This is a genomic window from Parasphingorhabdus flavimaris, from assembly GCF_013371215.1.
GTDB lineage: Bacteria > Pseudomonadota > Alphaproteobacteria > Sphingomonadales > Sphingomonadaceae > Parasphingorhabdus > Parasphingorhabdus flavimaris.
Genome location: NZ_JABWMH010000004.1, coordinates 1 through 25,251, shown reverse-complemented (window position 1 = coordinate 25,251; position 25,251 = coordinate 1). Strand labels below are relative to the sequence as shown.

Annotated in this window: 23 protein-coding genes and 1 riboswitch; of the genes, 9 read left to right on the top strand and 14 right to left on the bottom strand. The window is 58.9% G+C overall.

Going from position 1 to position 25,251, the window contains the following annotated elements; translation table 11 throughout:
- Positions 1–22: 22 nt before the first annotated feature.
- Positions 23–706 carry a DJ-1/PfpI family protein gene (locus HUO14_RS12855; protein WP_176280250.1) on the bottom strand — a complete coding sequence of 228 codons (684 nt, stop codon included), beginning with the start codon at positions 704–706 and terminating at the stop codon, positions 23–25.
- Positions 707–723: 17 nt separating this feature from the next.
- A riboswitch (ZMP/ZTP riboswitch) is annotated at positions 724–806 on the bottom strand.
- Positions 807–891: 85 nt separating this feature from the next.
- Between HUO14_RS12855 and HUO14_RS12850 the strand changes: the two genes are divergently transcribed.
- Positions 892–1,611, top strand: a complete 720-nt coding sequence (locus HUO14_RS12850) for an energy transducer TonB (RefSeq protein WP_176280249.1) — start codon at positions 892–894, stop codon at positions 1,609–1,611.
- A 7-nt stretch (positions 1,612–1,618) separates the two neighbouring features.
- Here HUO14_RS12850 and HUO14_RS12845 read toward each other — a convergent pair whose 3' ends face one another.
- Both HUO14_RS12845 and HUO14_RS12840 read right to left on the bottom strand, forming a co-directional pair.
- Positions 1,619–2,134 (bottom strand): DUF1993 family protein, encoded by a 516-nt coding sequence (locus tag HUO14_RS12845; protein WP_176280248.1) that lies wholly within the window; start codon positions 2,132–2,134, stop codon positions 1,619–1,621.
- Between the two features lie 35 nt (positions 2,135–2,169).
- Positions 2,170–2,586 (bottom strand): MAPEG family protein, encoded by a 417-nt coding sequence (locus HUO14_RS12840; RefSeq protein ID WP_176280247.1) that lies wholly within the window; start codon positions 2,584–2,586, stop codon positions 2,170–2,172.
- Between the two features lie 308 nt (positions 2,587–2,894).
- Between HUO14_RS12840 and HUO14_RS12835 the strand changes: the two genes are divergently transcribed.
- Complete coding sequence (locus HUO14_RS12835; protein ID WP_176280246.1) at positions 2,895–3,746, top strand: GGDEF domain-containing protein; 852 nt, start codon at positions 2,895–2,897, stop codon at positions 3,744–3,746.
- Between the two features lie 50 nt (positions 3,747–3,796).
- Positions 3,797–6,601 (top strand): DNA polymerase I, encoded by a 2,805-nt coding sequence (polA, locus tag HUO14_RS12830; protein ID WP_176280245.1) that lies wholly within the window; start codon positions 3,797–3,799, stop codon positions 6,599–6,601.
- Positions 6,602–6,639: 38 nt separating this feature from the next.
- On the opposite strand, the gene HUO14_RS12825 is transcribed toward polA, so the two are convergent.
- From HUO14_RS12825 to HUO14_RS12790, 8 genes are read right to left on the bottom strand one after another with little or no spacing between them, the layout of a single operon-like run.
- On the bottom strand, positions 6,640–6,789 hold the full coding sequence (locus tag HUO14_RS12825) for a DUF2474 family protein (protein WP_176280244.1): 150 nt from the start codon (positions 6,787–6,789) through the stop codon (positions 6,640–6,642).
- Positions 6,789–7,793: a cytochrome d ubiquinol oxidase subunit II gene (gene cydB / locus HUO14_RS12820; RefSeq protein WP_176280243.1), complete on the bottom strand. Its 1,005-nt coding sequence runs from the start codon at positions 7,791–7,793 to the stop codon at positions 6,789–6,791. Before cydB ends, HUO14_RS12825 begins: the two co-directional genes overlap by 1 nt.
- Positions 7,790–9,211, bottom strand: a complete 1,422-nt coding sequence (locus HUO14_RS12815) for a cytochrome ubiquinol oxidase subunit I (RefSeq protein WP_281365410.1) — start codon at positions 9,209–9,211, stop codon at positions 7,790–7,792. Before HUO14_RS12815 ends, cydB begins: the two co-directional genes overlap by 4 nt.
- Positions 9,208–10,977 (bottom strand): SulP family inorganic anion transporter, encoded by a 1,770-nt coding sequence (locus tag HUO14_RS12810; RefSeq protein WP_176280242.1) that lies wholly within the window; start codon positions 10,975–10,977, stop codon positions 9,208–9,210. Before HUO14_RS12810 ends, HUO14_RS12815 begins: the two co-directional genes overlap by 4 nt.
- A gap of 9 nt (positions 10,978–10,986) precedes the next feature.
- Positions 10,987–12,258, bottom strand: a complete 1,272-nt coding sequence (locus tag HUO14_RS12805; protein ID WP_176280241.1) for an NAD(P)/FAD-dependent oxidoreductase — start codon at positions 12,256–12,258, stop codon at positions 10,987–10,989.
- A 28-nt stretch (positions 12,259–12,286) separates the two neighbouring features.
- Entirely contained in the window at positions 12,287–12,694 is a 408-nt protein-coding gene (locus HUO14_RS12800; RefSeq protein ID WP_176280240.1) for a DUF6691 family protein, read from the bottom strand.
- Positions 12,691–13,131, bottom strand: a complete 441-nt coding sequence (locus HUO14_RS12795; protein WP_176280239.1) for a YeeE/YedE family protein — start codon at positions 13,129–13,131, stop codon at positions 12,691–12,693. Before HUO14_RS12795 ends, HUO14_RS12800 begins: the two co-directional genes overlap by 4 nt.
- Positions 13,131–14,048 carry an MBL fold metallo-hydrolase gene (locus HUO14_RS12790; RefSeq protein ID WP_176280238.1) on the bottom strand — a complete coding sequence of 306 codons (918 nt, stop codon included), beginning with the start codon at positions 14,046–14,048 and terminating at the stop codon, positions 13,131–13,133. The genes HUO14_RS12795 and HUO14_RS12790 overlap by 1 nt, the downstream gene beginning before the upstream one ends.
- Before the next feature lie 100 nt (positions 14,049–14,148).
- Between HUO14_RS12790 and HUO14_RS12785 the strand changes: the two genes are divergently transcribed.
- The 6 genes from HUO14_RS12785 to HUO14_RS12760 all read left to right on the top strand — a co-directional run bounded on the left by HUO14_RS12785 (position 14,149) and on the right by HUO14_RS12760 (position 19,950).
- Positions 14,149–14,781, top strand: a complete 633-nt coding sequence (locus HUO14_RS12785; RefSeq protein ID WP_176280237.1) for a peroxiredoxin — start codon at positions 14,149–14,151, stop codon at positions 14,779–14,781.
- Entirely contained in the window at positions 14,778–15,188 is a 411-nt protein-coding gene (locus HUO14_RS12780; RefSeq protein ID WP_176280236.1) for an ArsR/SmtB family transcription factor, read from the top strand. The genes HUO14_RS12785 and HUO14_RS12780 overlap by 4 nt, the downstream gene beginning before the upstream one ends.
- Positions 15,189–15,203: 15 nt before the next feature.
- The gene (locus HUO14_RS12775; RefSeq protein ID WP_176280235.1) at positions 15,204–16,079 is read left to right on the top strand and encodes a class I SAM-dependent methyltransferase; all 876 of its coding nucleotides are present in this window, start codon (positions 15,204–15,206) and stop codon (positions 16,077–16,079) included.
- Positions 16,080–16,337: 258 nt separating this feature from the next.
- The gene (locus HUO14_RS12770) at positions 16,338–17,516 is read left to right on the top strand and encodes a Yip1 family protein (protein ID WP_176280234.1); all 1,179 of its coding nucleotides are present in this window, start codon (positions 16,338–16,340) and stop codon (positions 17,514–17,516) included.
- Between the two features lie 285 nt (positions 17,517–17,801).
- Entirely contained in the window at positions 17,802–18,974 is a 1,173-nt protein-coding gene (locus tag HUO14_RS12765; protein WP_176280233.1) for a thiolase family protein, read from the top strand.
- Positions 18,975–19,023: 49 nt separating this feature from the next.
- Positions 19,024–19,950 (top strand): acyl-CoA thioesterase, encoded by a 927-nt coding sequence (locus tag HUO14_RS12760; RefSeq protein WP_176280232.1) that lies wholly within the window; start codon positions 19,024–19,026, stop codon positions 19,948–19,950.
- A 6-nt stretch (positions 19,951–19,956) separates the two neighbouring features.
- Here the strand turns inward: HUO14_RS12760 and HUO14_RS12755 are convergent, their stop codons facing one another.
- The 3 genes from HUO14_RS12755 to HUO14_RS12745 all read right to left on the bottom strand — a co-directional run bounded on the left by HUO14_RS12755 (position 19,957) and on the right by HUO14_RS12745 (position 25,082).
- Positions 19,957–21,699: a class I adenylate-forming enzyme family protein gene (locus tag HUO14_RS12755; protein ID WP_425500488.1), complete on the bottom strand. Its 1,743-nt coding sequence runs from the start codon at positions 21,697–21,699 to the stop codon at positions 19,957–19,959.
- Positions 21,700–21,730: 31 nt separating this feature from the next.
- On the bottom strand, positions 21,731–23,767 hold the full coding sequence (locus tag HUO14_RS12750; protein ID WP_176280231.1) for a 3-hydroxyacyl-CoA dehydrogenase NAD-binding domain-containing protein: 2,037 nt from the start codon (positions 23,765–23,767) through the stop codon (positions 21,731–21,733).
- Positions 23,768–24,092: 325 nt separating this feature from the next.
- Positions 24,093–25,082: a flavin monoamine oxidase family protein gene (locus tag HUO14_RS12745; protein WP_176280230.1), complete on the bottom strand. Its 990-nt coding sequence runs from the start codon at positions 25,080–25,082 to the stop codon at positions 24,093–24,095.
- Positions 25,083–25,251 lie beyond the last annotated feature (169 nt).

The following is a 25,251-nucleotide window of genomic DNA, read 5'->3' as shown; positions in this document are numbered from 1 at the left end:
AGCGCAAATCAAAATTCCGACATTATAGCCGGTCAATGATCGCCGCTATGTCGGCAGCCTTCTCTCCATAAATCCGGTCGTGCAGCAGCTTGACCAGTTTCGGATCCGCGAGATCAGGGTGGCCGCTACGGAACGGGGGTTGGGGATCATATTCGAGTCCCAGCTGGATGGATTGCGCAAATTCCTGACCGGCAATCTCCGCGATGACGGTCAGCGCAAAGTCGATTCCGGATGTGACGCCGCCCGCGGTGATGATATTGCCGTCCTTTACCACCCGCGCCTTTTCAAAAGTCGCGCCGAATTTTTCCAGCAATGCGGTATAGGCCCAATGACTGGTTGCCCGTTTGCCTTTCAGCAATCCTGCCGCGCCGAGGACCAGCGAACCGGTGCAGACAGAGGTGATGTAGCGCGCTCCGGCTGCCTGATCGCGCAGAAACTGCAATGTTTCAGCGTCGACGATCACGTCCCTGGTGCCGAAACCACCGGGCACGCACAGCAGGTCGGCCTGGGGGCAGTCGGCGAAAGTCCTGTTCGGCAAGATGGCAAAGCCGCTGTCGGTTTCTATCGGTTCGGGACGCCTGGCGGCGGTGTGGACAATTGCTCCGGGAATCCGCGCGAGAAACTGGGCGGGTCCGGTGAAATCGAGCTGGGTAATGCCGTCGAACAGCAGGAAGACGATGTGGAAAGATTTTGGACTATCGGTCATGGGGTGGCTCCAGCTTAGAGAAACGCCCAGGCGATCGGCTGTAACTATGTCCGCTCCCCGATGGTGTTCCATCTTGATCTCGCCAGTTACGGACAACATCCTGCTACCAGTGTTGGGGCGCGCGATCAATCGGGACCTGCTTGCGTGCCAGCGAATATTCATGCGCCTGCTGCTAGAAGATGAATATGGAATTTGTGACCGAACATGATCGGCAGGATCGCCTCAAATCGCTGGCCGCGGTGATCGTCATCCATGCCGCGATCGGCTACGCGCTGGTGAGCGGGTTGGGAATGGAGATGACCAGGACTGTCGCGGCAGGATTCAAGGTCATCAATATCACTGCCCCGCCACCGCCAAAGCCGGTCCCGGACAAGGAGCCGGTCGAAGCCGGAAAACAGGCCGCTTCTCCCAAGAATGTGAAAGCCGAGGCGACCCAGATCGTGGTGCCTGAGCCGGTGGTCAGACTGGATATTATCACTCCGGTCGTTGCTGCGCCGGTTGCAGGTGCGGGAAATGACAATGATGCCGGCGCTTCCGACCGGCCGGGCGCCGGACATGGCGGCGGCGGGCAGGGGGACGGTTTCGGAAGTGGCGGAATCGTCTCCGGTCCGCGCCATCTCTCCGGGGCGATCACCCGCAGGGATATTCCGCGTGGGGTCTGGAAGGCCGGAAACCGCGGCAATGTCGTGGCCCATTTCACGGTCGGGGTCGATGGCCGTGCCAGCGATTGCGCCGTGCGACAGTCCAGCGGCCATCCGGTACTCGATGCCGCTACCTGTCGTCTGATCGAACAGCGCTTCCGCTTCGAACCGGCAAGGGACGCGCGCGGCCAGGCGGTTGCGCGCCCCTATGGCTGGCTACAGGAATGGTGGCAGGACGGCCGTGGCCCGCAGCGGGCCGAATGAATCCGGCTTACAATCCCATATAATCGCGTTTGCCAATCGCGACGCCCTGCATGCGGAGCAGATTATAGGCTGTGGTGACGTGGAAAAACAGGTTGGGCAGGAAGAAGCTGAGCACATAGGTCTGGCCGTCCAGTTCCATCGTCTGTTCCGGCCCAACCGGCATCGAGATTTTCAGATCGGCATTGCCATCGATTGCGGCATCATCGGTGGCTGCGATAGTCTCGGCACATTCGGCGATGCGGGCGATCAGGGCGTCAAATGTATCGCCTTCCATCGGCATGTTGGGCAGCGCATCCGGGGCTGTGCCGTTCATCCGCGCAGCGCCGCGCACCGCGAATTCGGTGATCATTTGCACCTGCCATTTGAGATCGCTCATGTCGGGAAACAGGCGCGCGCCGAGATAGGATTCCTCGGCTGTTCCGGCTGCTTCTGCTGTTGCCTTGGCCTTGGTGAGAACCTTGGTCAGACCGCGGAAGGCCTGGGCGGCGGAGCCTTTGAGAATGAACGAGAGGTTGGTGGTCATATATTTTCTTTCGATGAGCGGGATAAATATGGACGCTAGAATATGCCGGCTAGCAGATAGCCGCCGAGCGCGACAAAGCTGCCGAAGGTCGTCATCGCGCCGATGGCGCGAAGGGCAGCGAAAATCCTGCCGGTTTTGGCGCCATGCGAGCCGGCTATGGTCGACAAGGCGACGGCGTGAAAGATTCGACCGATGACGAAGACAAGGGCGATGATCTGCACGACAATATTCGGCACGACGGTCATTTCCGCCAGCGCCAGTACCACGACGAACAGCGCGGCATTCTCCGCCAGATTGCCGTGGCGGCGGATTTTGCGTTCCAGCGCCGGATCGTCACCGGTGCCGAGATTGATCCGGTTGCGGATACGGTGAGTGCCGACAAGGATCATCAACAGTGCCTGCATTATGATCAATATGGCACCAGTGACCGCTGCAATTATCGGTATCGTCATGCTGGACTCCTCCTTGTCGACTATTTTTAGACTGCTCTGAGCCTGCGGCAGTTGACCGGTGAGTGCAAGGCTATTTGCGGTGAAAAAATCAGGCACGAAAGAAGATATTGAACGCCATCGGCGCAATGCAACATGGTTAGCGGAATGGTTCGTCTGCACTGCGGAACTTAACGCTGATCCAGGCTGAACCGCGCCGGAAATCAGCCACAATTTACCGGTTTTCCGATGGATTGAGCGATTTGCCATTGCAGCCTGTTAACCACGGCAATGCACATCCGATCAACCAATTTCCGTTACAGCAACGGATCATGACCGAACCAGTGCAAAGCATCTCGCCGATCCGGCAGACGGCCATCATATCGGCAATCGCGGTGCTACTGTCTTTCACGCTCACCGGATTTTTCTATCTGCTATTCTACGGGGTGGACGGCCGGTTCTGGCAAGCAATGACCATGGCGATCGTGGTTCCCTGGGGAATCAGCATCCCGCTCGGTCTCTACATGTCGAAGCAGCGGTTCAAGCTAATCCAGCTCACCAACCGGCTCAAAGACACGCAAGGGAAATTGCGCAAGGCCAACAAGGCGCTTGAACTGCGGGCCAATTTTGACGGGATGACCGGCCTGCTCAATCGGGACAGTTTCCTGAGCCAGCTCAGCAAATTACGCGGCGACCAAGACAGCAATGCGCTGCTGATTGTCGACGTCGACCATTTCAAGGATATCAACGACAATTTCGGCCATCCGGTCGGGGATCAGGCGCTGAACCTGCTCGGCAAGGTTTTCCACAGGATTTTGCGCAAAAATGATATAGCGGGACGCATCGGTGGTGAAGAATTCGGTATCTTTCTGCCTGACACCAGCGCGCTGGAGGGGCAGATCATCGGCGAGATGGTGCGCCACGAGATAGAGAGTATAATATTTGAGCCCTGCCACAATATACGTCATGTCATCACCGTGAGCATTGGCGTGACCGGCATGGCCCCGGACCATAAGGATTCGGCGGCGATGAAAAACGCCGATGCCGCTCTGTTCACCGCCAAACGCCGCGGGCGCAATCAGGTGGTATTGTACGAACCGGGTATGCGCGCCAACAGCTCTCTTCCGGGCCGTGAACAGTCGCGTAATCTGAGGCTGACCATGTCCGATTCAAATTTCCGATAAGTCAGAATTTGAAATGACGAAGGCGACGGGCGCTGCTAATGCTCGCGGCTATGACCAATTCTCCTGACAGCAAACCCAATCATCTCTATCTCGTGGACGGCTCGGCCTATATTTTCCGGGCCTATCATCGTCTCCCGCCGCTGACCAACGTCCATGGCGAGCCGGTTGGCGCAGTCTACGGCTATACGACGATGCTGTGGAAGCTGGCCGACGAGCTCAACAAGGCCGATGGCCCCACCCATATGGCGGTGGTTCTGGACAAGGCGGGTACCAGTTTCCGCAACGATCTCTACGACCAGTACAAGGCCAATCGTCCGGAAGCGCCCGAGGACCTGAGGCCGCAATTCCCGATGATCCGCGATGCCACGCGCGCTTTCTCGCTGCCGCTAATCGAGGAGGAGAATGTCGAGGCCGACGATATGATCGCCTCCTATACCAGGGCGGCGCTGGCCGAGGGCTGGAAAGTCACGATCGTATCGTCTGACAAGGATCTGATGCAGCTGATCGAGCCCAATGATGAAGGTCGCGTCGACATGCTCGACACGATGAAGAACGCGCGGATGAACCGGGCGACGGTCGAGGAAAAATTCGGTGTCGGTCCCGAGAAGCTGGGCGATGTGCTGGGGCTGATGGGTGACAGTTCCGATAATATTCCCGGGGTCCCCGGGATCGGGCCGAAAACGGCGTCGAAGCTGATCAACGAATTTGGCGATATTGAAAGCGTGCTCGCCGCAGCGCCGAAGATGAAAAAATCCAAGATGCGGGATAATCTGCTCGAATTTGCCGAACAGGCCCGTCTGTCGCGGATATTGGTGACGCTGAGGGAAGATTGTCCGTTGCCGGACACTCTGGACAGTTTCCTGATTCAGGATATCCCCCACGAGCCGCTGCACGAATTTCTGTCGCACCACGGTTTCAACAGCCTGCTCAAAAAGCTCGGCGGCAATGGCCAGGCGGAGCCGCAGAACCCCGATGTCGATGACAAGGCCTCGGCGCGGTCGGCGGTCAAGGCGGCAGATTCGCCGGCCATCGACCGGTCATCATATGAATGTGTGCAGACGATGGCAGCGCTGGATCAGTGGATAGAGCGCGCTACCGCAAAAGGAGTCTGCGCTATTGATCTGGAGACAGACAGTCTTGAAAGCGTGACCGCGCGGATCGTCGGGGTCTGCCTTGCTACAGGTCCCAACGAGGCTTGTTATATTCCGCTCGGCCACGGCAGCGGCGATATGTTTGGCGAAACGCCGGATCAGATCGGCTTCGATGACGCGCTCGCCAGACTCACGCCGCTGCTCGAGGATGATGCGGTGCTGAAAGTCGGCCAGAATCTGAAATATGACATGGGCGTGCTGGCCCAGCATGACATCAGGATTGCGCCGTTTGACGACACATTGGTGATGAGCTTCAACCTTGACGCCGGCTTGCACGGCCACGGCATGGATGAACTGTCCAAGCTGCATCTGGGTCATGAATGTATCAGCTTCAAGTCGCTCACCGGCACCGGCAAGAAGGCGATCGGCTTTGCCGAAGTGCCGCTGGAGAAGGCGACCGAATATGGCGCGGAGGACGCCGACGTCACGCTTCGTCTGTGGGAGATATTGCGCCTGCGGATGGTGCCCGAACGGGCAACGCGCATCTATCAGATGGTCGACCGTCCGCTGGTGCCGGTGATTGCCGGGATGGAGGCCACCGGCGTGCTCGTCGACCGCGAGGAACTCGCGCGATTGTCCAAGACATTTGCCGAGGAAATGGAAAAGCTGGAAGCACAGATTCACGAGTTGGCCGGAGAGCCTTTTTCCATTGGCAGTCCCAAGCAGCTCGGTGAAATTCTGTTCGGCAAGCTTGGCCTGAAGGGTGGCAAGAAGGGCAAGTCAGGTCAATATTCGACCGACGTTACCGTGCTCGAACGGCTGGCCGGTGACGGCGAACCGATCGCGCAGAAGGTCGTCGACTGGCGCCAGCTGGCGAAGCTGAAATCCACCTATACCGACGCGCTGCAGGAACAGATCAACGCGAAGACCGGTCGCGTGCACACCTCATACAGTCTCAGTGGCGCGCAGACTGGGCGTCTGTCATCGACCGAACCGAATCTGCAGAATATCCCGATCCGCAGCGAGATCGGGCGGCAGATCCGGCAGGCATTTGTCGCCGCGCCCGGCAATGTCATCCTTGCCGCCGACTATAGCCAGATCGAGCTCAGGCTGGCCGCGCATATCGCCGATGTGGCGAGCCTGAAAGAGGCCTTTGCCCATGGCGAGGACATCCATAACCGCACCGCGCGCGAACTGTTCGGCGCCGAAGACCGCGACGCCCGCGCCCGCGCCAAGACGATCAATTTCGCAATCCTCTATGGCATCTCGCGCTGGGGTCTGGCCAAGCGGCTGGAAGTAGACCCGGATGAAGCGCAGGCGATGATCGATACCTATTTCGAGCGTTTCCCGGGCATCAATCAATATATCTCCACCACTCTGCAATCGGTTCGCGAGACCGGCTATACCGAGACCCTGTTTGGCCGCAAGACGTGGTTCGAGCGGATCAAGTCGTCCAACCAGGCCGAACGGCAGGGCAGCGAACGCGCCGCGATCAACGCGCCGATCCAGGGTACCAGCGCCGACATCATCAAGCGCGCGATGGCAAGAATGCTGCCTGCGCTGGTCGAGGCGGGGCTGGACGATGTCCGGATGCTGATGCAGGTGCACGATGAACTGGTGTTCGAATTGCCCGAAGGCGACGTGGAGGCCGCAAGCGCGGTGATCCGCACGGTGATGTCGGGCGCGGCGGAACCGGCGGTGAAATTATCGGTGCCGCTGGATGTCGATATCGGGACCGGCAAGAACTGGGACGAAGCCCATTAGGTCGAGGACGAAATAGTAAGGGCCTTGCGGCTTGTTCTTCAGGTCTTGATCCAGAGCCGGATGAAAAAGCCGACCGTGCCGATCGCCAGAACGCCCATCGCCCAATAGGCCATCATCCAGAGCAAGCGCTTTGGCAGAGGCGCGTCGTCCGCGCTTTTGCCATTGGTCGAGAGCGGATCAAAAGCCATTAGTGATAACCGTCCGTTCCGACCTTCCCGCGAAACACCCAATAGGCCCAGCCGGTGTAGGCGAGGATGACCGGCACCATGATCGCCGCGCCGATCAGCATGAACATCTGGCTTTCATAGGGAGCGGCTGCTTCCCAGATCGTGATCCGGCCGGGGATCACATCCGGCCACATCGAGACCGCGAGGCCGACGAGGCTGAGACCGAACAGACCGAGCGCGTAGAAGAAGGGAGCTGCTTCCTGCTTTTTTGACAGGCTGCGGAAGAACAGCACCGAGATGACCAGTGTGGCCAGCGGAATCTGCGCCGTGGCGATAACGCCGGGATAGGCGAGCCAGCGGGTATAATATTCTTCCTCGAGAAAGGGCGTGGCGGCGCTGACCGCGATGATCGCCAGCAGCAGCAAGATGCCGAGACGGCCGGCATAGCTGTAGCATTGGCGCTGCAAACGGCCTTCTGTTTTCCAGATCAGCCAGCAGCAGCCGAGCAGGGCATAGCCCGCCAACAAAGCAAAGCCGGTCAACAGGCTGAACGGAGTCAGCCATTCCCACCAGCCGCCGGCATAGGCGCGGCCTTCGACCGTGATTCCCTGAAGCAATGCGCCAAGCGTGACGCCCTGGGCAAAGGTCGCGATGACCGACCCTGCGGTAAAACCAAAATCCCAGCGCGCGCGGTGGGCCGGGTCGCGCCAGCGAAATTCAAAGGCGACGCCGCGCAGGACAAGACCCAGCAGCATCGCGATCAGCGGCGCATAAAGCGCCGGCAGGATGATCGCATAAGCGAGCGGGAAAGCGGCCAATAGTCCGCCCCCGCCCAGCACCAGCCAGGTTTCATTGCCATCCCATACCGGTGCGATACTGTTCATCGCGGTGTCGCGATCCGGACCCACTTTGAAATTGGGAAACAATATGCCGATGCCGAGGTCAAAGCCGTCCATGATCACATAGACGACGACCGCAAAGGCGATGATGCCCGCCCAGATGACGGTCAGTTCGGTGCCGCTCATGTCGCTGCTCCTTCCTCATGATCCCCTTCGAGCACCGCCGCCGCCGGGGTGATACCAGCGGTGCGGATGGGCGCATCGTCGGGCGTCGGTTCGTGAGCTTCGGGCGTTTTCGCCGCCAGTTTGAAGATATAGACGATGCCGGCGCCGAAGACGATGAAATAGACCACCACGAAGGCGAGCAGCGATGCTGCGACCGCCGGAGCGTCGAGTGGTGCGGCGCTCTCGCTGGTGCGCAGCAGGCCATAGATGGTGAACGGCTGGCGTCCGACTTCGGTGGTTACCCAGCCGGCGAGGACGGCGATGAAGCCCGATGGCCCCATCACCACGGCGGCGCGATGCAGCAGGGGCCAGTCGTAGAGTTTCTTGCGCGACCGCGCGAGCAGGCTCCACATGCCGATGCCGAGCATCGCGAAGCCCAGGCCGACCATGATCCGGAACGCCCAGAATACGATGCCGACCGGCGGCTCGTCCTCGTCGGGGATGGTATCAAGCCCGGCTAGCGGCGCATTCATGTCATGCTTCAGGATCAGCGATGATGCATTGGGGATTTCAATCGCATAATCGATGCGCTTTTCCTTGCTGTTGGGAATTCCGAACAGGATCAGCGGCGCGCCGTCGGGATGACTTTCGTAATGGCCTTCCATCGCCATCACCTTGGCCGGCTGATGCTCGAGCGTATTGAGGCCGTGCAGGTCGCCCATGAATATCTGGGTCGGCGCCACAATGGCGGCCATCCACATTGCCATCGAGAACATCTTGCGGGCGCCCGGGTTGGTCTTGTCCTTGAGCAAATGCCATGCCCCGACCGCGCCGACCGCAAAGGCCGTGGTCAGATAGGCCGCGAGCACGGTGTGCACCAGACGGTAAGGGAAGCTGGGGTTCCAGACGATATCCCACCAGCCGGCAGCGGGCACATATTGTCCGACATCGTTGATCGCAAAGCCGACCGGCGTCTGCATCCAGCTGTTCACCGACAATATCCAGAAAGCGGAAATGAATGTCCCGATGGCGACGGCCAATGTGGCAACGAAATGCAGTTTGCGGCCAACCTTGTTGATGCCGAACAGCATCACGCCCAGAAACCCGGCCTCGAGGAAGAAGGCGGTCAGCACCTCATAGGCCATGAGCGGTCCGATAACCGGTCCGGCCTTGTCGGAAAATACCGACCAGTTTGTCCCGAACTGGTAGGACATGACGATGCCGGAGACGACGCCCATCGCAAAGACAATGGAGAAAATCTTGAGCCAGTAACGGTAGAGGTTGGCGTAGACGCCATTGTCGGTTTTCAGCCAGAGTCCCTCGAGTACCGCGAGATAGCTGGCGATGCCGATGGTAAATGCCGGGAACAGGAAATGGAAGCTGACGGTAAACGCGAACTGGATCCGCGCCAAATTGATTGCGAGATCATTTTCCATCATATCAGGCCCCTTGCGTTCCAAATATCAACCGGACTGTCGGCTTTGTCTTCATTGTCCGCAATTGCAATTAGCGCGGAATAAGCTGCATTTTGCGAAAGATATACTTTCCCAGACAATTGGTCGAGGAAGTGCGAGCGTTTGAGCCGGTCCATCACCGGACCCTTGACCTCGGAAAGATGGAGCGAGATGCCGCCGTCGTCGAGCCGGTGGTTGATCGCCTCGATGCTTTCCAGTGCCGATGCGTCGATTGCGTTGACCGCCGAGCACATCAGGATGACGTGGCGCACGGTCTTTTGCTCCGCCACTTGTTCGAGGATGAATTCTTCCAGCCAGCGCGCGTTGAGATAGGTCAGGCTTTCGTCGATCCGGATCGTCAATATGCGGGGATCGGTGAAAACCTTGTGCCGGTCGACATTGCGAAAATGCTCGGATTCGGGGACCCGACCGACAATCGCCGCGTGGGGCCGCGAACTGCGCCACAGGAACAGGGCGAGACTCAACCCGACACCCGCGATCACGCCCGGTTCGACACCGGCGAGCAGCGTCACGCCAATGGTGGCCGCCATTGCCGCGAAATCGGCTTTGGAATAGCGCCAGATTGTTAGCGGGGTCTTGAGATCGACGAGGCTGAGCACGGCAACAATGATGGTCGCGGCCAGCGTGGCGATCGGAAGGGAGGCCAGCAGCGGTGTCAGGAAAAGTGCCGCCAGGGCGATTCCGATCGCGGTGAAGGCGCCGGCGGCCGGCGTCTCGGCACCGGCATCGAAATTGACGACCGAACGGGCAAAGCCGCCAGTCACCGGATAGCCGCCGGAAAAAGCCGCCGAGATATTGGCTGCGCCAAGGCCGATCAGTTCCTGATCCGGGTCGATCCGCTGGCGGCGCTTGGCCGCCAAGGTCTGGCCGACGGAGACAGATTCGACAAATCCGATAATGCTCAACAACAGAGCCGGAATGGCGAGTGTTGTCCATAATTCCAGATCAATAAGCGGTACGGAAAATGGCGGCAAGCTTTGCGGGATATCACCGACCACGCTGACGCCTTTGGCTTCCAGTCCGAGGGCTATCGTTGCAATTGTCGAGACGGCAACGGCAGCAATCGGTCCTGCCTTAGCAATCAGTTCAGCTGGCCGCGCAGGGAGGCCAATGCGCATTAACAGCGGCTTGAGACCCTTGCGGACCCAGAAGAGAAAGGCGGTGGCGGAAACGCCGATGATCAGCGTCGGGATATTGGTCGTCCCGATTGTCGCGGCTATGCTGGAGACCAGTTCGGGCATGGCGGCGCCGCTCGCCTTGATACCGAAGATCGATTTAAGCTGGCTGGTCGCGATGATGATGCCGCTGGCGGTGATGAAGCCGGAAACGACGGGGTGGGAGAGCAGATTGGCCAGGAATCCTAGCTTGAATATGCCCATGAGCAAGAGGAACAGGCCTGACAGCAACGCCAGAACCAAGGCGGCCGCAATAAAGTCCGCGCTGCCGGGCGGCGCTATCGCGCTGGCGGCGGTGAGGGTCATCAGCGATACCACCGCAACCGGTCCAACTGCCAATGTCCGGCTGGTCCCGAATATCGCATAGGCGATCAGCGGCAGGATCGAGGCATAGAGGCCGATTTCGGGTGGCAGCCCTGCGAGCATGGCATAAGCCAGGCTTTGCGGGATCAGCATGATCGTGACAATGATTGCGGCGACGCCGTCATTGGTCAGCGTGGTGCTGTTATAGCGGCTGCCCCAATCGAGGATCGGCAAATAGCGGGCGATTTTCATGGGACCGGCTCAGTCCGCACCGATCCGGTGGGGCTTGACCATCCACTCGCGGCCCTTGAGCATGCCATGCCAGTAGACCGGCGGCAGGATCGTGTCCTTCAACAGCCACGAAAGCCGCGATGGCCGCGTGCCGTCGATCAGCCAGTTGGGGAAGCTCGGGAGCAATTTGCCGCCATAGCCGAATTCGGCCAGCACCACTTTGCCGCGCTCGACGGTTAGCGGGCAACTGCCATAGCCGTCATAATCGGCGACCGGCGGTTTGCCATCGAGGGCTGCGAGCGCATTGACCGCAACAATCGGCGCCTGTTTGCGAACTGCTGCCATCGTCTTGGCATTGGGAGCGCTGCAGGCATCGCCGAGTGCGAATATATTGGCATATTTCGTGTGCCGCAGCGTGGCCGGATCGACATCGACAAAGCCGCTTTCGGCGGCCAGCGGGCTGGAGCGGACGAAATCAGGCGCCACTTGCGGCGGAACCACATGGATCATGTCGAACTTCACTTCGACCCTTTTGGTTTTCTCGCCCTGTTTCTGTTCGAATGTCGCGACCTTTGCCGGACCGTCGATCGCGACCAGTCTGGATTCGAGGTTCAGATGCGCGTCGTAGCGCTCGATATATTCCATCAACGCGGGCACATATTCCTTGACGCCGAAGAGCACGGCGCCGGTGTTGTGAAACTGCACGTCGATATTGCCCAGCACCCCCTGTTTCTCCCACTTGCTGCAGGACAGATACATCGCCTTTTGCGGCGCGCCGGCGCATTTGATCGGCATTGGCGGCTGGGTGAACAAGGCCGTTCCGCCGGTCATTTCCTTGACCAGCCGGAAGGTATAGGGCGCGAGATCATAGCGGTAGTTGGAGGTGACACCATTCTTTCCCAGGGTCTCCGGCAGGCCGTCAATGGCTTCCCAGTCGAGCTTGATGCCCGGACAGACGATCAGCACGTCATAGCCGATCTTCTGCCCGTCGGCGGTGAGGACGGCATTGTTTTCAGGATCGAAGGAGCTGACCGCAGCCTGAATCCATTGTGCCCCCGCCGGGATCAGATCCTTTTCCTTGCGGTGCGTGAACTCCGCTGAAAAAGCACCGCCCCCGACCATCGTCCAGCCGGGCTGGTAATAATGGTCATCAGCCGGGTCGATGATCGCCAGCGAGATTTTTCCGTCTCGCTTCAACATGCTTGCGGCGGTCGCGATGCCGGCAGATCCACCGCCGACGATGACGACATTAAACCGGTTGGCCGGGGCCTCTGAGTCGTTGTTTTCTGCCATGTTCGTCATCCTATATCCCTCGTGCTCATATCATTGCCTAACTCGTAACGCGATGTGCGATCATGCCCGCCAGCAGGGCTGCTACAAATGCGAGGGCAGGCAGGGGGTTGATCGCCAGGTCGGCGAAGCCTGGTCCCGGGCAGAGGCCGCTGATGCCCCAGCCGGTCCCGAACAGGACCGCACCGATCGTCAGCTTGCGGTCGATCAACGTCGTGCCCGGGAGCGAGAATTGTTCGCCGGCGAAAGGCTTTTCGAGGCGCCGCTGGATAATCCAGGCGATGGCCATGGGGGTCATCGCTCCACCCATCACGAAGGCAAGGGTCGGGTCCCAGCGGCCGAAGAGATCGAGAAAGCCCTGGACCCGCGCAGGATCGGCCATGCCGGAAAAGGCGAGGCCAGCACCAAATAAAGATCCGGCGATCAGAGCGACCAAAAGCTGTTTCATAGAAAGCCTCCCGCACGCATCAGCGCAACCGTGACGAAGCCGCTCGCCATGAAGATGGCGGTGGCGATCAGCGATCGCGGGGACAGGCGCGACATGCCGCAGACGCCGTGGCCGCTGGTGCAGCCCGAGCCAAGGCGGGTGCCATAGCCGACCAGCAAACCGCCGATGACCAGGGGAATGACCGATGGCGGAAAGCGGGTTTCAATCCCGCCGGTGATCAGGGATATCAGCAGAGCGCCGAGCGGCACGCCGATGATGAAGGCGATGGCAATGCCGCGCGGGGTGCCACTGTCGGCGATTCCGGTGGCCCGTGCGGCGAGGCCGCTGACCCCGGCGATACGGCCGAGGCCAAGCAGCATCACTGCTGCGGCGACACCGATCATCAGTCCGCCGATCAGGCCTTCCAGCGGCATGGCATGAGGAAAAGCAGCGAGCATCAGACGCCGTTCAACGGAACTTTGAGATAACGCACGCCATTGTCTTCCTCGGGCGGCAAATGGCCGGCCCGCATGTTGACCTGCACCGAGGGCAGGATCAGTCGCGGCATATCCAGCGTCTTGTCCCGCTCGGTCCGCATTTTGACAAACTCGTCCTCGGTCACGCCGTCATGGGCATGGATATTATTCTTCCGCTGCTCGGCGACGGTGGTTTCCCAGACATATTCGGTCCGGCCAGCCGGCAGATAATCATGGCACATGAACAGGCGGGTGGTATCGGGTAGCGACAACAGCCGCCGCATCGACTGGTAGAGCTTGCGCGCATCACCGCCGGGAAAATCGGCCCGGGCGGTTCCGTAATCCGGCATGAACATCGTATCGCCAACGAAGACCGCATCGCCGATGACATAGGCGATATCGGCCGGTGTATGTCCGGGCACGTGCATTACCGTCACATCGAGATCGCCGATCTTGAACGTGTCTCCGTCGGCGAACAGACGGTCAAAATCCGATCCGTCGCGCTGGAAATCGGTGCCGGCGTTGAACAATTTGCCGAACACGTCCTGCACCGTCACGATATGCTCGCCAATGGCAATCTTGCCACCGAGCTTTTCCTGCAGATAGGGCGCAGCCGACAGATGGTCGGCGTGGGCGTGGGTTTCGAGCAACCACTGGACCGTCAGGTCCTGTTCCTTGACATAGGCAATGACTTCGTCAGCGGAATCGAAGGAGGTTCGACCGGAAGCCGGGTCGAAATCGAATACGCTGTCGATGATCGCGGCGCATTTTGTTTTCTTGTCATGCACCACATAGGTCACCGTGTAGGTCGGCTGATCAAAGAAAGCCTTGATAACAGGGAGCTGCTGCTGCGCGCGGGAGATTTGTTCCGTTGCATGAATCAGTGTCGAATCAGTCATGGATAATTCCTCAAATTCATATTTACATAAACTATGTAATACATTATATGTGTTGCGTCAATATGCCAATACTGCCAATTCTCGGGAGAGGTGAAAATTAATGTCAGACGCGTTGCAGGTAAAGTCAGGGTCATTGCGTATCGGTGACAGTGCGCCCGATTTCGAGGCGCGGACAACCCACGGCCCGGTCAAGCTGTCCGACTATCGCGGCCGGTGGCTGATCTTCTTTTCGCACCCCGCCGATTTCACCCCGGTCTGCACGACCGAATTTGTCGCGCTGGCGCGCCATCAGGACCAGTTTGAAGCGATGGACTGCGCGCTGCTGGGCCTGTCCGTCGACAGTCTCTATGCCCATCTTGCCTGGGCTCGCGCCATCGAGGAGCGGTTCGACGTCCAGATACCCTTTCCGATCGTGGAAGATCCGAGCATGGCGGTGGGTCGCGCCTTTGGCATGATCGACGAAAATGCCGCCGATTCTGCGGCGATGCGGACCAGCTATTTTATCGATCCCGCCGGCATCATCCGGGCGACAACCTGCTATCCGCACAATGTCGGGCGCTCGGTCGACGAGATGATCCGTCTGTTGGCCGCCCTGCAACTCACCGAAAAGGCTGACGTCCTGATCCCGGAAGGATGGCAGCCCGGCGATGACGTGCTCGCCGCACCGCCGATAGCTGCGGGAAATATCAGCCGCGAAGACGACTGGTTCTGCCACAAGGTGAAGGCCCCGTGACGGCCATTTTTGAAAGCCGGGAACAGGCAGATGCGGCGACCGAGAAGCTGAAAATCTTTGCCCAGCCCCAGCGGCTGATGATCCTGTCCTACCTGCTGCGCGGCGAAAGCAGCGTCAGCGACATCGATATGGCGACGAGCATTGGCCAGCCGGCGCTCAGCCAGCAACTGGCGGCCTTGCGACAGGCAGACGTCGTGAAAACGCGCCGGGATGGAAAGCAGATTTGGTATGATCTTGCCGATGACGCCTCGCGTCTGTGTGTCAGAACGATGGAGGCCTTGCTGGTTGACCGGCCCGACCCGGCGCAGGTGATGAAGGCCGCGAAAGAGGCTGACCCTGCGGCACAATCGGCAACCGATAGAGAAAACGCCCGCTCGGGAACGGCGGGCTTCGCGAAAATATTATAGGACAGGACCATTTCCATGAACGATGACAGTTCTCGCAAAGACCCGCAGCCCGACACGGTGAAACCGGAAGACTGGGCGGGTGAAATGGGGTTGAAATGGCTGGCCAACCTCGACGCATTCGAGGAGATGATAGCACCGATCGGTGACGCGTTGCTCGCTCGGGCCGATTTCCAGCCCGGCGAAACGGTGATCGATCTGGGGTGCGGTGGCGGCGCGACAACGCTTGCGATCGCGCAGAAAATTGCTCCTTCGGGCAGGGTCAGGGGAGTCGATATTTCGCCGGACCTTGTGGCAGCAGCCCGGCAGCGCGCAACGCAGGCTGGCGCGACAAATATGGAATTTACCTGCGCCGATGCCGCGACCGTCAATTTGCCGGATTCTCCATATGATCGCCTTTTCTCCCGTTTCGGCAGCATGTTTTTTGAAGATCCGTTTGCTGCTTTTCAAAATCTCCATGGTCTTCTGCGAAAGGGCGGCCGCGTTGATCTGGCGGTCTGGGGGCCACCGCGCGATAATCTCTGGATGATGGAGATGATGGGCGTGGTCAGAAACCATGTTGAAGTTCCGCCGGCGGTGCCGCGCGCGCCGGGGCCGTTTGCCTTCGAGGATCTGGAATATCTCGGCGAGATATTGAGCCGTGGAGGGTTTTCCGATGTTGATGTTGCTGCCTATGAATCCCTGCAACCCGTTGGTGGTGTCGGGGCAACGCCGGAGCAGGCGGCCGACTTTGCGTCGGCCGCGATGGCCACCGGCCGATTGCTGCGTGACCAGGGCGAGGCGGTCGTTGCAGCCGCCCACAAGGATCTGGTCAGCCTTTTTGCTACCCACCATGTACCGGGAAAAGGCGTGATGATGCAGGGCAAGGTCTGGCTGGTCTCCGCCATCGCCTGAAAAACGCGGCAACGCCCGCTGCGTCGATATTGGCCGGGCCATGGATTGCCCTTGAATCGGGGTAGCGCCTTTTGAACCGTCTGCATTGTGGTATATTCAAGCCACCTTGGCCTTGTTCGTCACGAACCGCACTAAACTGTACCGTGACCAGCAATTGCCTTGCCAGATAAACTGCGGAAATATTGGCATTTACTTTAACTGCTTTTGTGACCATTCTGTTGCCCGGGTTGTAACCAGTCAAGTTTACGAGGTGGTTATATGAACGAAGGGCATATCGGAACAACATTGTTGCAGCGGGCCAAGGCCATATTATTGCAACCACGCCAGGAATGGCCAATTATCGAAGGCGAAGCAGCTAGCATCGCTTCAATCTACAAATCCTACATCATTCCGCTGGCTGCGATCGGGCCAGTGGCAGGCTTCATCCACGCGGTCCTGTTCGGCAACAGCTTTTTCGGTATTACGCACCGGCCGTCTTTCCTGTCGGCGCTGTCGACCGCAGTGGTCAGTTACATTTTCACGCTGATCGGGGTTTTCCTGATGGCGCTGGTGATCGACTTTCTGGCCCCCCGTTTCGGCGGAACGGCCAATCGCACCAATGCTTTCAAGCTCGCCGCCTATAGCGCAACCGCGGCATGGGTGGCGGGCGCTTTCCAGCTTGTTCCCGGTCTTGGGATGCTCACGGTTCTCGGGCTATATGGATTATATCTGCTCTATGTCGGCATCCCGGTGATGATGAAGGCGCCGGAAGACAAGGCGGTGATCTACACCGTGGCGATCGTCGTCATCGGCGCCATTGCGGGGATGATTTTCAGCGTCATTCTGGCTCCGCTGATGCTCTTGACCAGCAGCGTGCCGGACACCAGCGACGGCAGCCTGTCCGGCAGCGTCAATGTGCCCGGTGTCGGATCCCTGGATTTGAGCGAGCTGGAAAAAGCCGGCGAGAAAATGGCGGCTGCGAACGAACGGGCGCAAAGCGGCCAGGCCACGACATTGCCATCAAAGCAGCTCGCCGCGATGCTTCCGGCCAGCTTGCCAGGCGGGCTGGAACAGACCAGGTCGCGGTCCAGCGGAACATCGGTTGCCGGCGTCGGAGCATCCAGCGCATCGGCCAGCTATGGCGATGACGAAAAGAGCATCGAGCTGACCATCACCGACCTGGGTATTGCCGGGAGCCTCGCGACGCTGGGCAACGCGATGAATATGGAATCGGAAAGCCAGAATGGCACCGTGATCGAAAAAATGGGCAAGATTGACGGCCGTCTGACCACAATCCGCTACGACAGCGCCAGCAGGGATGGCCGCTACGGGGTAATCGTTGGCGACCGTTTCAATGTGCAGGTCGACGGTGACGCCGATTCCGTAGCGGATCTCCGTGCCGTGCTTGACGAGATTGATCTTGCCGCTCTGGAATCGATCGCACGATCCGGCGAGTGAAAAAAATATAGGCAGATACCGGTTTCCCGGAATCTGCAGGCCGCGGTCTGCGTGGACGAACATCGACATTCGCGCAGACCGCCGACATTTTCATGAAAAGATTTCTTTTTGCCGGAGCGCCGGCAGGAAAGTCGTGCCCGTGGCAGATATTCCCGATGTCCAGCCGCAAAGGCGCGCGATGTCCAACCGCGGATATCTTGACAAGGTTCCAAATAATCTTAGGCCGTCTTGTTCAAATGCCATTCAATCAAAGCATCGGCTTTGAGCATCAACCGGAGAAATCAAATGCGTGAAGCAGTCATCGTATCCTATGCCCGTACCGGGCTTGCCAAAGCTGGTCGTGGTGGCTTCAATATCACGCCTCCGATGACCATGGCTGCCCATGCCGTCAAACATGCGGTTGCCAAGTCCGGTGTTGAAGGCGATTTTGTCGATGATTGCATATTCGGCAATGTGGCGCATGCGGCCCCGAATATCGGACGCAACGCGGCGCTTCTCGCGGGTCTCCCCAAGACAACTGCGGGGGCGACGGTCAATCGCTTCTGTTCTTCGGGCATGCAGTCGATCGCCATTGCGGCCAACCATATCCGGGGCGACGGTGCAGACTGTGTCGTAGCGGGCGGCGTCGAGAGTATCTCGATGCAGGGGACACGGGCAGAAGAAGGCAGCATTGACCAGGAAATCCTGAAAATTGCGCCGGCCATCTTCATGCCGATGATCGAAACCGCCGATATCGTCGCGGAACGGTATAATATCAGCCGCGAGTATCAGGATGAATATTCCCTGCAATCGCAGCAGCGGATCGCGGCGGCGCAGGAAGCCGGGCTGTTTGACGATGAAATCGTGCCGATGCAGACCAAGATGAAAATGGTCGACCGGGAAACCAAGGAAGAAACCATTGTCGACTACACCGTCGACCGCGACGAGTGCAATCGGCCGTCAACGACATTGGAAGGCCTTGCCAGCCTGAAGCCGATCATGGGCGAAGACAAGTTCATCACGGCCGGCAATGCCAGCCAGTTGTCCGACGGCGCGGCAGCTCTCGTGCTGATGGAAGCCAAGGAAGCGGAACGCCGCGGACTGAAACCACTGGGACGTTTTGTGTCCTGGGCCGTGGCCGGCTGCGAGCCGGATGAAATGGGCATCGGCCCGGTATTTGCGGTTCCCAAACTGCTGGAACGGCAGGGGCTGACCGTTGATGATATCGATATCTGGGAACTGAACGAAGCATTCGCCAGCCAGTGTCTTTACAGCCGTGACCGTCTCGGAATTGATCCGGCGAAATATAATGTCAACGGCGGCTCGATCTCGATCGGCCATCCGTTCGGCATGACCGGTGCACGCTGTGCCGGCCATTTGTTGCAAGAAGGCCGCCGTCGTGGCGCAAAATGGGGCGTGGTTACCATGTGCATTGGCGGTGGACAGGGCGGTGCCGGCCTGTTCGAAATTTATCCCTGATCGCGCGCGTCCATTCGGGCCTGGCGCATAGCAAGGAACAGAAGCAGTTTTGAAAAAATTAACAGACGCACAAGTCGAGCGCCGGTTGTCGGATGCCTTGGCCCATCGGTCCTCCGTGCCCGCAGAGAAGCTGATATCGCGATTGCTTCGCACCTTTGATTTGACGGCGGAAGATGATGACGAATTCATCTTTCCGGCCCTCAATTCAACGGCGCGGGAACGGATTTTCGGTGGTCAGGTGATTGCCCAGGCGATCGTCGCGGCGGATCGCACGGTGGATGATGAGAAGAATATCCATTCGCTCCATTCCTATTTCCTGCGGGCCGGGGATGAAACCAAGCCGCTGCATTTCCGGGTGCACCGGGACTTTGACGGCCGCAGCATTTCCAACCGCAGGGTTGTCGTCCGGCAGGATGACAAGGTCATTTTCAACCTGACCGCATCCTTCCAGAAAGCGGCCGAGGGGCTCGAGCATCAGATCGCGATGCCCGACGTCTTGCCGCCCGAGCAATGTATGAGCGCGATGGAACAAATCGCCTGCAATCCGCTGATATCGGACGAGCATATCGAACGGATGAGCGTGCCGAGACCCTTTGAAATGCGTAGCTTTCGTCCGGAAGGCAAGAATCCGGATGCGCGCCAATATCAATGGTTCAAAACCGTGGCACCGCTCCCGGATGACCCGCTGACCCATCGCGCCGCTCTGGCCTTTGCGTCGGACATGGGACTGCTCTCGACGTCGATGATCCCCCACGGGCTGCACTGGACCACGCCGGGCCTGTTCTCGACCAGCCTCGACCATGCGATGTGGTTCCATGACGATTTCAGGGTCGACCAGTGGATCTGCTATGTCATGGACAGCGACTGGACCGGCAATACGCGCGGCCTCAATCGCGGGTCCCTGTTTACGCAGGACGGGCTTCTGGTGGCGACGGCCGTGCAGGAAGGCATGATCCGCCTGACACCAAAAGCCTAGCGGGTCTCAGAAAAGCGACTTGAGGTCCTTCTTCAGGATCTTGCCATTGGCGTTGCGCGGCAGGCTGTCCGTTCTGAACAGGATTTTCACCGGCACTTTGAAATTGGCCAGTCGTTCGCGCACCCAGGCCTGCAATTCCGCCTCGCTGGCTTTCTGTCCCGGAACCAGTTGCACAATGGCGGCGGGTTCTTCGCCCAGCATCTTGTGATCGATGCCAACCAGCGCAGCATCCATCACCGCAGGATGATCGTAGAGCACATTCTCGACTTCAGACGAGTAGATATTCTCGCCTCCGCGGATGATCATGTCCTTCGCACGGTCGACGATATAGCAGAAGCCCTCGTCATCCAGTCGCGCCAGATCGCCGGTTCGCACCCAGCCATCGACAAAGGTTTCGGCGGTTGCGTCGGGTCGTCTCCAATAGCCTTTGACGACCATCGGTCCGCGCGCCCATAGTTCACCGACCTCGCCGATCGGCATTTCGGTGCTGCCATCCTCGCTCATGACCTTCAGGTCGGCAGCCGCCACCGGCGGGCCGCAACTGGTCGGGCGATTGAGATAATCCTCGGCGCTATGGCCTGTAACCGTCGCCGTTGTTTCGGTCATGCCCCAGCCGTTGCCGGGCAGTGCGCCAAAGACTTCAAAGATCTTTCGGGCCAGTTCGGGCGCTGAGGGCGCTCCACCATAGCTGATCGAGTCGATCGAGCTCAGATCATATTTCTCGCGGTCCGGATGTTCGATCAATTGCCACGCGATAAACGGAACACCGCCGGTCGCGTTGACCTTTTCCCGTTCGATGATCTCCATCGCTTTCACCGTGTCCCACTTGTGCAGGAATATCATCTTGTGGCCGCCATGAACCGTTGGCATCATGGTTGCGGAACAGGCGGTGCAATGGAACATGGGTATGACTGTCAGGCCAACCCGGACGGTAGGCTCGGGCAGTTCATTTCCCCGGCGCAATGCCGCGACCGTTCCGGCATAGCCGGAAGAAATCGCATTGGTTGTCAGGTTGCGATGGCTGCCGAGTGCGCCTTTGGGTTGTCCGGTTGTACCGCTGGTATAGAAAATCGTCGCCGCGTCATCCGGTGCAATATCGACCGCGGGCAAGTCCTGATCCGGAAGATTGCCATAATCATTGGGCCGTCCGATAATCGCTTCCAGCGGCCGGGCCGCTGTGGCCAGTTCGCTTTGGCTACGGGCCACTATGACATGTTTGAGGTCGGGCAGTTCAGCCAGATGTGGCGAAATCCGGTCCCATCGTTCGGCGTCGCAGAGCAAGACGCTGGTCTGTGAATTTTCCAGTCCGAAGACCAGTTCCTGATCTGTCCACCAGGCATTGAGTGGCACAACAATGGCGCCGATAGAAGCGGCAGCAAAGAAGATCACCGGCCATTCCGGGAGGTTGCGCATCGCGAGCGATACCCGGTCACCCTTGGCGACACCGATGTTCTGCAGCTCCACCGCGAGAGCGGCGACGGCACGATACCAGTTGGCATAGGTGACGCGCTCGTCTTCGAATATCAGAAATTCGCTATCACCATGACCGCGGGCATGCTCGGCGAGAGCCGCCAGGCTGGGATGGGCGTTTTTCCAGACGCGGGTGGCGACGCCTTCAATATCGACCATCTCCATTTCAAATGGTTCACCCGGTGCGCATAACAAGGTTTCGATTTCATCACGCGACCGCAGGGGCCATCCATTGCTCGGCGTCCACTTTTCCAGTGGATCTATAGCTTGAGTTGCCAATTTATTCTCTCCTATTCGATAAACCTAAAACCTATCCGTTGAACTTTTCGCCTTTGCTCGCCTTGTCCCGGAGCATATCGGCAACCGGTAGATTGTGCTTCTCGAGTCCGGCGACGACCTTGTCGAGACCGACGGTATCGGCCCAGAACATCGGGCCACCGGTATAAAGCGGCCAGCCATAGCCGTTGATCCAGACGACATCGATATCGCTGGCCCGCTGTGCCATGCCTTCTTCGAGGATTTTGGCACCTTCATTGACCATCGGATAGAGCAGCCGCTCGCGAATTTCGTCCTTTGAAATCTCGCGCTGTTCCTTGCCTGCCTTGGCAGCAAATTCGGCGATGATCTGTTTGACCTCGTCAGCAGGCGTCCGTTGACGCGCCTGGTCATAATCGTAAAATCCCTTGCCGACTTTCTGGCCCCAGCGCCCGACCGCGCACAAAGCATCGCGCATTGTTTCGATGCGTTCCGGATCACGATGCCATCCGATATCGACACCGGCGAGATCGGACATCTGGAAGGGTCCCATCGGGAAACCAAATTCGAGCAGGACATCGTCTACTTCCCAGTAATTGGCGCCCTCCATGAGCATCGCATTGGCCTGTTCCTGACGCGGGCTGAGCATCCGGTTGCCGATGAAGCCGGGGCAGACGCCCGACACCGCTGCGACCTTGCCGATTTTTTTCGACAGCTTCATCGCGGTCATCAGCACATCGTCGGCGGTTTTTTCGCCGCGTACGATTTCCAGCAATTTCATCACATTGGCCGGAGAGAAAAAATGGAGTCCCAGAACATATTCGGGACGCTTGGTTACTGCCGCTATCTCGTCGATATTGAGATAGCTGGTGTTGCTGGCAAGGATTGCGCCCTGTTTGACGATGGCATCAAGCTTGGTGAACACTTCCTTTTTGACGTCCATATTCTCGAACACCGCCTCGATCACTAGATCGCAGTCGGCGAGATCGTCGTAGGACAGGCTGGGCGTCAAGATGCTCATGGCGTCTTCGACCTGCTGCTCGGTCATGCGGCCGCGCTTGGCGGTATTCTCGTAATTCTTGCGGATGACGCCGACGCCGCGGTCGAGCGCTTCTTCTTTCAGCTCGACAATCGTCACCGGTATGCCGGCGGACAAGAAGTTCATGCCGATGCCGCCGCCCATGGTGCCCGCACCCAGAATGCCGACTTTCCTGATCGGGATCAGGTCGATCTTGGGATCGATACCGTCAATCTTGTTGGCCGCCCGTTCGGCAAAGAAATAATGTTGCATCGCAGCCGCCTGGGTGCCGGTCATCAATTTGGTGAACAGTTCGCGTTCTTTGGCCACGCCATCGGCATAGGACATTTCGCCCGCTGCCTTGACCGCCTGGATACCGGCTTCCGGGGCGTCGAAGCCACGAATCTTGCGACCGCTTTGCTGGCGGAAATCGTCGAATATGGCCGGGTTCCGGACGCCGTCCTGATTTGCCGTGCCTTCCGAAGAGCGCGGGGGCGCCTTGCCAATCTGCTCGCGGGCGAAAGCCATCGCGTCTTCAGCCAGACTGTCTTCGCCGACGATCTTGTCGATCAGGCCGATGCCATGGGCCTTTTTGGCCGAAACCGGGTTGCCGATCACGACCATCGGCAAGGCGGCTTCTGCGCCAACCACGCGCGGCAGGCGCTGGGTTCCTGCAGCGCCGGGGATCAGACCCAATTTGACTTCGGGCAGACCGATTTTCGCCGACGGAACCGCCACCCGGTAGTGGCAGGCCAAGGCAACCTCGCAGCCACCGCCGAGCGCGGTGCCGTGGATGGCTGCAACGACCGGCTTGTTGCTCGCCTCCAGCTGGTCAAGCGCCTCGCCCAGATTCGGTCCCTTCATCGGCTTGCCAAATTCGGTGATATCAGCGCCTGCAAAAAAAGTCCGTCCGTCGCAGCGGATGACCACGGCCTCTACGCTTTCATCGGAGAGCGCCTCGTTGATGCCGTCGACCAAACCCTGGCGAACCGCGGCGCCGAGCGCGTTTACCGGAGGATTGTTGGAAATGATGACCAGAATATTGTCATGTTTTTCAGTGGTTACGACAGACATTTTTCTCTCCTAGAAGACCATGCTTTCGTGGCGAAGCATTGCGTCACAGCATGATAATAAACCGCGATTATCGGGTGAACGGACGCGATATCACAAAGGCTAAGGATTTGAAAACAGGCTTTTTGTCTTCGGACAATGGAAGCGTCTATAATGATCCATGTCGATGGGTTCTAAAACAATGGGATTTGTTTCGCAAAACAGTGATGACGATCATCTTCTGCTGGCCAGCTCCATTGATCTAACATCGTCCGGCCCAAAGCAGCTGCAGATTAGGGCAGTCCCGATACTCAAGGCACATCCATCATGCGAACAGGGACTGGCGACCTTATCCGGCAAGAATTTCCAGCGCAACGCGTTCGGCTGACGCCAGTGCGCCCTCGACGCCCCGGGAAACATTTTCCGTGTGCTCGCCACAGAAGCTGATCGGCCCGGCCCTGTCGGCGATCACATTCGGTAATGTCGTCGCTTGGCCAGCGCCATGATAGGCCCAAGCTCCGCCTGAAAATTCTTCTTGAGCCCAGCTGTGATAATGGCGTGTCTCCAGTTTTCCTTTTGCCGCCGGACGCATTGCTTCGATATCGGCGACGATCTTTGCCATGGCGGTTTCCGCCCCGAGCCTGTCCCATTCAAGCGCGAGGTCGCCGCGCGCCTGTACCATCAGTCCGGTCACTTCTTCGTCGGTTGCTCCGTATCGCTGGGGAATTACGGTGCTGGAGAAACTGTCGCTCCACATGCCGGGTGCGAAACCGTCTTCTTCCCAGAAAGGCGCTTTGGCGGTCAGGAATGCTATCGAGATCGGCTGATAGCTGACTTCTTCAACGGCCTTTGCCTGCAGCGCCGGAAGCCCGGGCGTAATATCGACGTTCCGCAACGCCGCAAGCGGCAGGGAACAGACCAGTTTTGCCGCCTGAAAGCGCGAACCATCGCGACAGGACACGATAACCCCGCCGGCATTTTGTTCGATCGCGGCCACCGGTTTTCCCAGAATCACGTCACCCTTTAACTGCGCCGCCATGGCCTCCGGCAATTTTATGTTGCCACCCTTTGCCGCGAATGATTCCGGCCCCGCGGCGATCTGGTTTTGCACGAAACCGCTGTTAAAGCTCATCATCATCGTGGAGACGTCGCGCGAATTTCGTCCGTGATAGGGCGCAAGATCATAGCCCAGCCGGATCGCTTCCTCGTTCAAACCCTGCTGCGCAAGAAATTCGGCGAACGGCTTGTCGAGCGCTGCGTTTGCCGGATCACACCATTTGGTCCAGTCATCGATCGGCGGGTTCTTGCCGAGCAGAACAAAGGGCAGTTCGGCCGGCATGACCGGTTTGAGCGCCTCTGGAAAAGGATTTTCCGGATGGGCAGCCTGTCCGTCGTCAGAACATTTGGCACAGATGGCTGCGTAAATTAGCGGAGCATCGGCCTCGTCTTATTGGTTGATATTAGGCGGCTAGCTTGCGGTGTTGCAAGCGCCGATGTTCAATGGTCTT